The following is a 7,551-nucleotide window of genomic DNA, read 5'->3' on the forward strand; positions in this document are numbered from 1 at the left end:
TATTTATTACGGTGAGCTGATTTTTCGCACCCTCTGGGGGTACGCATGGCCGAGCGCGGCGGTACGGACGGAACGGCGGCGGCGAACCGGACGCGGCCGGGCCTCCTGCAGCGCACCGGCGAGTGGTGCGCCCGTCATGTCGTCGTGGTCGTGGTCGTCTGGCTGGTCGCCCTCGGCGGGCTGCACGCGCTGCAGAACACGTTCGGAGGTACGTACTCCGACAACTTCACCCTCCCCGGAACCCAGTCGGACACCGGCGCCCGGGTGCTCAGCGAACACGCGCCCGCCGCCGGAGGCGTCGGCGGCCAGGTCGTCCTGCACGACGGGAAGCAGTCCCTCACCGCCGTACGGAGCCAGATCGACCAGGCGGTCGCCTCCCTCCAGAAGCTCCCCCACGTCCTGTCCGTGGTCAGCCCACTGCCCGCCACGCCTTCTTCGCCGCCCACCGGAGCGCTCACCTCCGACGGGCGGACCGGCTACATCAGCGTCCGCTTCAGCGCCAACCCCACCTCGTTCCCCCACTCGTATCTCGACGGCGTCGACCAGGCGGTGCGGCCGCTGCGCGCCGCGGGCGTCGAGGTCGAGTACGGGGGACCGCTCGGCGAACTCGCCCGCCCGAAAGCCGCGGACCTGACCAGCGAGGCCATCGGGTTCGCCGTGGCGGTGATCGTGCTGCTGATCGGATTCGGCAGCGTCATCGCCGCCGGGATCCCGCTGCTCACCGCCCTCATCGCGGTCATCGTCGGGCTGGCCTGCCTGAGCCTGATCGCCGCGGCCTTCACCTTCGCGAGCGTCTCGCCCACCCTCGCCACGATGATCGGACTCGGCGTCGGCATCGACTACGCCCTCTTCCTGATCACCCGGCACCGCCAGCTGTCGATGGACGGCGCGGACCCGGTGACGGCGGCGGGCCGTGCCGTCGCCACCAGCGGCCGGGCCGTACTCGTCTCCGGATGCACCGTCATCGTCGCCCTGGCGGGGCTGTACGTCTCCCGGATCGGCTTCATCGGCAAGCTCGGCGTGGCGGCGGCCGTCACCGTCGTCACCGCCGTTCTCGGCGCGCTCACCCTCGTCCCGGCCCTTCTCGGGCTCGCCGGCCGCCGGATCGACCGCTACCGGGTCCGCCACCCGGTGGCGGAGGGCGTCTCCGACCCGGGGTTCGTCCGCGCCGAGCGGCACGGCGGCAGTACCCGGGTCCCCACCGGGACGGGCGGCGGCTGGCACCGGTACGCCCAGCGCGTGGAGCACCGCCCGTGGTGGTTCCTGCTCGGCGGTGTCGTGGTCGTCGGCGTCCTCGCCATCCCCCTGTTCTCCATCCGCCTGGGCCACATCGACGACGGGGCCGACCCCACGAGCTTCACCGACCGGCGCGCGTACGACCTGATCTCCGAGGGCTTCGGTCCCGGCGCCAACGGCCCGCTCACCCTCGTCGTCGACCAGAGCAAGGTGCCGCCGGCCGACCGTTCGGCGCTCGCCGCCAACCTGACGAAGGCGCTCACCGACGTCCCCGGCGCGGCCAGTGTCAGCCCGCTCACCCCGGCCGGCGACGGCGAGGTGCTGACGGCCACGGCGCTCTCCCGCACCTCGCCCCAGTCCGCCGGGACGGCGAAGCTCTTCCGTCACCTCAAGGACGACGTGCTGCCGCGTGGCGCGGCCGGCACCGCGGCCGCGACCTATGTGACGGGCACGACCGCCGCCCAGGAGGACTTCCTCGACCTCATCTCGGCCCGGCTGCCGCTCATCATCGGCGTGGTGGTCGCCCTCGCCTTCCTCATCATCCTCCTCGTGTTCCGCGGGATCCTGGTGGCGCTCAAGGCCGCCGTGCTCAACCTCATCTCGATCGCGGCGTCGTACGGCGTCGTCGTCGCCGTCTTCCAGTGGGGCTGGGGCGGGCCCGCGCTGGGCGTCAACGGGACCGTGCCCATCGAGAGTTACGTGCCGATGATGATGTTCGCCATCGTCTTCGGGCTGAGCATGGACTACGAGGTCTTCCTGCTCTCCCGGGTCCATGAGGCCTGGCGCCGTACCCACCGCAGCGGGGACAGCGTCGCGCACGGTCTGGAGATCACCGCGCGGGTGATCACCTGCGCCGCCCTCATCATGGTCAGCGTCTTCGCCGCGTTCATCCTGAGCGACAACATCGTGGTCAAGATGATCGGCCTCGGTCTGGCCGTCAGCGTCCTGATCGACGCGACCATCGTCCGGCTGCTGCTCGTCCCGGCGGTGATGACCCTGCTCGGCTCCGCCGCCTGGTGGACGCCCCGCTGGCTGGACCGGCTCCTGCCGCACGTGGACACGGAGGGCGTCGAACCGGCGGCGCCCGGCGTCCGTGTCATGGAGTGAGGCCACACCTGGAAGTGGCCCCGTTTATGTCATGGGCACGACTGTCGTCACGAGAGGCTTCAACCCGCAATGAGACATGTGGAGTTACCTCGCCGCGCCCGGCGCGCGGCCGTCGCCCTCGCCCTCGGCGCCCTCGCCTTCGGCGGCGTCACCACCGTTCCGCAGGAGGCCGCCGCCGCGCCCGCCGCGCGTACCACCCCCGTGGTCACCTGGGCCGCCAGCGCCGACCGGCTGGACACCGCCGTACCCGAACGCACCCACCGCGTCGTCGTCCGCACCAGCGCGGGCGGCAGCGCCCTGCGGATCCGGCTCTCCAACGCCTTCGGCGAGCAGCCGGTGACCTTCGGCAGCGCCTACGCGGGGGCCGTGGACTCGGGCGCCGCCGTGGTGCCCGGCACCAACCGCGCGCTGACCTTCCGCGGCGCCGCCTCCGTGACCGTCCCGGCGGGCGGTTCCGTCTACAGCGATCCGCTGCCGGGCACCGTACGGCCGTACGCGGACCTGGCCGTCAGCCTGTACGTACGGGACGCGTCCGGCACCGCCACCGGCCACCGGATGGGGCTCCAGACCTCGTACATCGCCCCCGCCGGCGACCACGCGGCCGAGGACGCCGGCACGGCGTACACCCAGCGCACGAGCTTCCGCTACTACCTCGACGCCGTGGTGACCGACGCGCCCCGCGGCACCGGCGCCGTCGTCGCGCTGGGCGACTCGATCACCGACGGCGCGAGCTCCACCGCCGACACCAACCGGCGCTGGCCCGACTTCCTCGCGCGGCGGCTCGGCGACGACCGGCGGACCAACGTCAAGGGCGTCGCCAACGAGGGGATCTCCGGCAACAAGGTCCTCTCCGACGGGGCGGGGGAGAGCGCGCTGAAGCGGCTCGACCGCGACGTCCTGTCGCAGCGCGGCCTGCGGACGGTGATCCTGCTCGAAGGCGTCAACGACATCAAGGCCACCCCGGCGCCCACCGCCGCCGCGATGATCGACGGCTACCGGCAGATCATCGCCCGCACCCACGCCACGGGCGCCTGCGCGGTCGGGGCGACGGTCATGCCGTACCAGGGCTGGCGCGAGTGGAACGCGGCCGGTGAGGCGGTGCGCCAGGAGGTCAACACCTTCATCCGGGAGAGCGGCGCGTTCGACGCCGTCATCGACTTCGACACGGCGATCGGCGACCCGGCGGCTCCGGAGCGGATGCTGCCCGCGTACGACAGCGGGGACCATCTCCACCCGAACGACGCGGGCATGCAGGTCATGGCGGACACCGTCGACACCCGCGCGCTGCGCTGCGGCAGGTAGCTCCCGGGGGATCCGGCCGACGTGCGGGTGTGGCCTCTCCGGCCGACAGTGGAGACGTACGTCCGGATCCTTCCGCGCCACCCACGCCCCTCCCAGGAGCCCGCCATGACCTGTCCTGCCCGACGCGACCTCGGCCTGCTCGCCCTGCGGCTCGGCACCGGCGCGGTACTCGCCGCGCACGGCACGCAGAAACTGTTCGGTTGGTTCGGCGGCCCCGGGCTCGACGGCACCGCCCAGGGGATGGAGGCCATGGGCTACCGCCCGGGCCGGGAGAGCGCGCTCGCCTCCGGGCTCGCCGAGACGGGCGGCGGCGTCCTGCTGGCGCTCGGCCTCGCCACCCCGGCGGCCGGCGCCGCGGCGGCGGGCGGCATGGCGGGAGCGGTGGCCGTGCACGCGCCCAACGGGTTCTTCGCCCAGTCGGGCGGCTGCGAGTACCCGGGCTTCCTCGGCTGGGCGGCCGCCTCCATCGGGCTGGCGGGCGCGGGCCGTTACTCCCTCGACCACGCCACCTGCCATGTGCTCGACCGGGACTGGATGGTCCCCGCGGCGTTCGCGGTCGGCGCGGCGGCGGCCTACGTGGTGATCGGCAGGCGGGCCAGGGCGCTGGCGGCGGCCGGGACCGGCGGGCCGGACGACGGCTCCGCGCCGGAGTGACACGCGGGCCGGACGACGGCTCCGCGCCGGAGTGACACGCGGGAGCGCCCGCGCACGCACGGGGGGCGGGCCACCGCGGTGGGTGGCCCGCCCCCCCGTTACGCGCGCGGTGGTCCCGGCCGGTCTACGGCTCCGTCGGAGGCCGCTCGACCGGCGGCTCGGTCGAATGGGGAGCCGACGGAGTCACGGGAGCGGCGGGAGAGGAGGGGGACGGGGGAACGTCCCTGGCCGGGACGCGGCCCTCCTCGGTGGGGCCGCCGCGCGCCCTGATGACCGGGGCGATCACACGGTCGTAGATCTGGGACCCGACGATGCCCCCGATGAGCGGGCCGATGATCGGGATCCACCAGTAGTGGCTGAACCACTGGAAGCTGCCCGGCAGCGCGATGGCGCCCCAGCCCTCGAAGAAGGTGAAGAGCCGGGGACCGAAGTCCCGGGCGGGGTTGATCGCGTAACCGGCGTTCGTTCCGAAGGTCAGACCGATCGCGAAAACCACCAGACCGGTCAGGAACGGGCCGAGGTTGGAACCCGGTGCCAGGTTCTTCGTGTCGATGAGCGCGCAGATCAGCAGGAGCAGAACCGCGGTGCCCACGATCTGGTCGAGCAGCGGCCCCCACCACGAATTCCCGAAATACTCGGCGGGAAAGGTGGCGAAGATCGAATAGGTGGAAAGGGACTGTTCCCGCCCGGTTCCCGCTTTGAAGTTGAACGAGTCGATCGCCCACCGGTAGGTGGCGTAGACGAGCGCGGCGCCGATAAAAGCACCCAGCAATTGGGCACCCCAGTAGGGGAGGACCTTCCGCCAGGGAAAAGTCCGCCGGACCGCGAACGCGAGCGTCACCGCGGGGTTGATGTGCGCGCCGCTGATACCGCCGGCGACATACACGCCGAACACCACGGCGAGGCCCCAGCCCCACGAGATGATGAGCCAGTTGCCGGGCCCGAAGGGCGCGACCTGACGGCCCGAACCGGGCAGCCCGACGACGGCGACGGCCACGGACCCGCAGCCCAGCAGGAGCAGGACGAGCGTGCCCAGGAACTCGGCGGCCAGCTCGCCGCCGAGACCCTCCGGGTAGCCTCTGCGGCGTGTACTGCGTACGGCCATGTGCTCTCCTTTTCCCGGGCGGCTCCGCACCGCGCATCACACATTCCCGACCCTAGGCGCGGGGTTCGGCGGCCGCGTCCGGACGGCCCGGCGGAAAGGACGGCCGTCCCGTCCGGCGGCGTACGGCAGACCGGTGATTTCACGCGCCGCGCGGGGGCCGGGAATTCAGGAAAGGGAATCGGAACGGCCCCCGGAGGGCAGGGAACGCGGGGACACCGCCGCGCGCGGCGCCCGTGGCCCGGGAATTACGGTGGGCCTTTCCGGGAGCCCGGGGTTTTCCTCCCGGAGCCGTCGGCCGTCCGGGCGATCCCGCCGCGCCCCCGGCCGGCCCGGCGCCCGTACGGTAAGGGGTCCGGCCCCATCCGTACCGTACGGAGCGAGGCCCCACCCGAGCCGTACGTGAACGATCAGCAGGGAGACAGGCGCATGGCAGACCTGAACATCCGGGACAACCGGCCCCAGGGCCGCTTCGAGGCGTACGAGGACGGTCGGGCCGTCGGCGCCATCTCGTACGTCACCCTGGCGGCCACCCCGGAGACCCCCGCCGTACCGGCCGCGCTGGTCGCGGTGCACACCGTGGTGGAGGAGGGGTACGAGGGCAAGGGCATCGCCGGCACGCTGGTGCGGGAGTTCTACGCGCTGGCGGAGCGGGAGGGCGCCTTCGTCGTCCCGCTCTGCCCGTACGCCGCCCGCTGGGCGCAGCGCCACCCGGAAGCGGCGCCCGAGGCCCCGCCGGAGGCCGTCGAGGCGGCGAAGGCACAGGTGAGGAACGCGTGACGGCGCGGAGCGCGGCGCCCGCGGACGGGCAGCGGGAGGCGGGGGCACCGGACAAGGGGGCACCGGACGAGGCCGTGCTCGTCCTGCTGCACACCTCCGCGGTCCATGTTCCGGCCTTCGACGCCCTGCGGGATGCGGGCCACCCCGGTGTGACCCTGCGTCATGTCGTCGCCGAGGAACTGCTCGCCCGCGCCAGGGCGGAGGGGCCCGAAGCCGTGGCGGCCGAGGTCGGGGCGGTGCTCGCCCCCGCCGTCGCCGAGGGGGCGGGCGCCGTGCTCTGCACCTGCTCGACCATCGGGGAGGTGGCGGAGCGGGCGGGGGCGGCGCTCGGCGTGCCCGTGCTGCGGGCCGACCGTCCGATGGCCGAGGCAGCGGCGGCGACCGGCCGCGTCGTGGTGGTCGCCACGGTGGAGTCCACCCTGGGGCCGACGGCCGAGCTGATCCGGGAGGCGGCGGCCGGGCAGGCCCTGGACCTGCGCACGGTGCTGGTGGAGGGGGCCTGGGAGCGCTTCGAGGCCGGGGACATGGACGGCTATCTGGAGAGGGTGGTGGCGGCCGTCGACGCGGTCACGGACTCCGCCGAGGGCGGGGTGGTCGTGCTGGCCCAGGCGTCGATGGCCGGGGCGGCGGAACGGATCCGCAGCGCCGTGCCCGTACTCACGGGGCCGCGGACCGGGCTGGCCGCGGCGGTGGCGGCCGCGACGGCCGCCCGCTGACGCCGTCACGCGCCCCGCGCCCGCGCGCGCCCCGCGTCCCTCACGTGACCGGCTTCCGTGACGCCCGGTCCTTCGCGTCTCCGCGGACTCACGAGGGGCAGGTTTCCGCGACGCCCCGTCCTCCGGCCTCCGGCCTCCGTGACGAACCGGCCCGTCGCGGCTCCCCGGACTCATGAGGGGCCGACGAGGGGGCGATCAGGGACCGGCGTGGAACACGCGTGGACCCGGCGCGCGTGGGCACGCGCACCGGGAGACATTGGGAACGCACGACTCCCGTACTTCTGGAGGACAGGCATGACCAGTCCGTACCCCGACCCGGTTCCGCCGCCCACCCCGCCGCCCGGTCCGCCAGGCCCGGGACCGGCGCCGGATCCCGTTCCTCCGGGCCCCGCGCCGTCCCCCGTGCCCACGCCGCCCGGACCGGCGCCGATCCCCGGCCCCGACCCTGTCCCCGGCCCGCCGGAGCCCGGCCCCGTACCCCAGCCGGAACCCCAGCCGCAGCCGGGCCCGCTGGGCTGAGCCCACGCGGCCGAGCCCCGCCCGCAGGCACCGGAACCCCAGCCGCAGCCGGGCCCGCTGGGCTGAGCCCACGCGGCCGAGCCCCGCCCGCAGGCAACGGAACGGGCTCCGCGCCGACCCAGGTCGGCGCGGAGC

At 74.1% G+C, this 7,551-nt stretch carries 6 protein-coding genes; 5 read left to right on the plus strand and 1 reads right to left on the minus strand.

The annotated features are described in order from the left end of the window. The first annotated feature begins 45 nt into the window (after nucleotides 1–45). The 3 genes from ACFTZC_RS32005 to ACFTZC_RS32015 all read left to right on the plus strand — a co-directional run bounded on the left by ACFTZC_RS32005 (nucleotide 46) and on the right by ACFTZC_RS32015 (nucleotide 4,299). Nucleotides 46–2,343, plus strand: a complete 2,298-nt coding sequence (locus ACFTZC_RS32005) for an MMPL family transporter (protein WP_382895642.1) — start codon at nucleotides 46–48, stop codon at nucleotides 2,341–2,343. A gap of 69 nt (nucleotides 2,344–2,412) precedes the next feature. Then, nucleotides 2,413–3,645, plus strand: coding sequence for an SGNH/GDSL hydrolase family protein (locus ACFTZC_RS32010; RefSeq protein ID WP_382895644.1), 1,233 nt, complete (start codon nucleotides 2,413–2,415; stop codon nucleotides 3,643–3,645). A 105-nt stretch (nucleotides 3,646–3,750) separates the two neighbouring features. Beyond that, entirely contained in the window at nucleotides 3,751–4,299 is a 549-nt protein-coding gene (locus ACFTZC_RS32015) for a DoxX family protein (protein WP_382895646.1), read from the plus strand. 124 nt (nucleotides 4,300–4,423) lie between these two features. Here the strand turns inward: ACFTZC_RS32015 and ACFTZC_RS32020 are convergent, their stop codons facing one another. Beyond that, nucleotides 4,424–5,404 carry an MIP/aquaporin family protein gene (locus ACFTZC_RS32020; RefSeq protein WP_382895648.1) on the minus strand — a complete coding sequence of 327 codons (981 nt, stop codon included), beginning with the start codon at nucleotides 5,402–5,404 and terminating at the stop codon, nucleotides 4,424–4,426. Nucleotides 5,405–5,830: 426 nt separating this feature from the next. Here ACFTZC_RS32020 and ACFTZC_RS32025 point away from each other — a divergent pair, with 426 nt between their 5' ends. Further along, entirely contained in the window at nucleotides 5,831–6,181 is a 351-nt protein-coding gene (locus ACFTZC_RS32025; RefSeq protein ID WP_382895650.1) for a GNAT family N-acetyltransferase, read from the plus strand. 74 nt (nucleotides 6,182–6,255) lie between these two features. Beyond that, nucleotides 6,256–6,897 (plus strand): aspartate/glutamate racemase family protein, encoded by a 642-nt coding sequence (locus tag ACFTZC_RS32030; RefSeq protein WP_382895654.1) that lies wholly within the window; start codon nucleotides 6,256–6,258, stop codon nucleotides 6,895–6,897. The last annotated feature ends 654 nt before the right edge of the window (nucleotides 6,898–7,551 follow it).

The sequence above is a fragment of the Streptomyces sp. NPDC056987 genome, assembly GCF_042673865.1.
In the GTDB taxonomy this organism is placed as follows: domain Bacteria; phylum Actinomycetota; class Actinomycetes; order Streptomycetales; family Streptomycetaceae; genus Streptomyces.

Coding starts and splice junctions, on each gene's coding strand:
- ACFTZC_RS32005 (WP_382895642.1), top strand. CDS start 46: ATGGCCGAGCGCGGCGGTACGGACGGAACGGCGGCGGCGAACCGGACG.
- ACFTZC_RS32010 (WP_382895644.1), top strand. CDS start 2,413: ATGAGACATGTGGAGTTACCTCGCCGCGCCCGGCGCGCGGCCGTCGCC.
- ACFTZC_RS32015 (WP_382895646.1), top strand. CDS start 3,751: ATGACCTGTCCTGCCCGACGCGACCTCGGCCTGCTCGCCCTGCGGCTC.
- ACFTZC_RS32020 (WP_382895648.1), bottom strand. CDS start 5,404: ATGGCCGTACGCAGTACACGCCGCAGAGGCTACCCGGAGGGTCTCGGC.
- ACFTZC_RS32025 (WP_382895650.1), top strand. CDS start 5,831: ATGGCAGACCTGAACATCCGGGACAACCGGCCCCAGGGCCGCTTCGAG.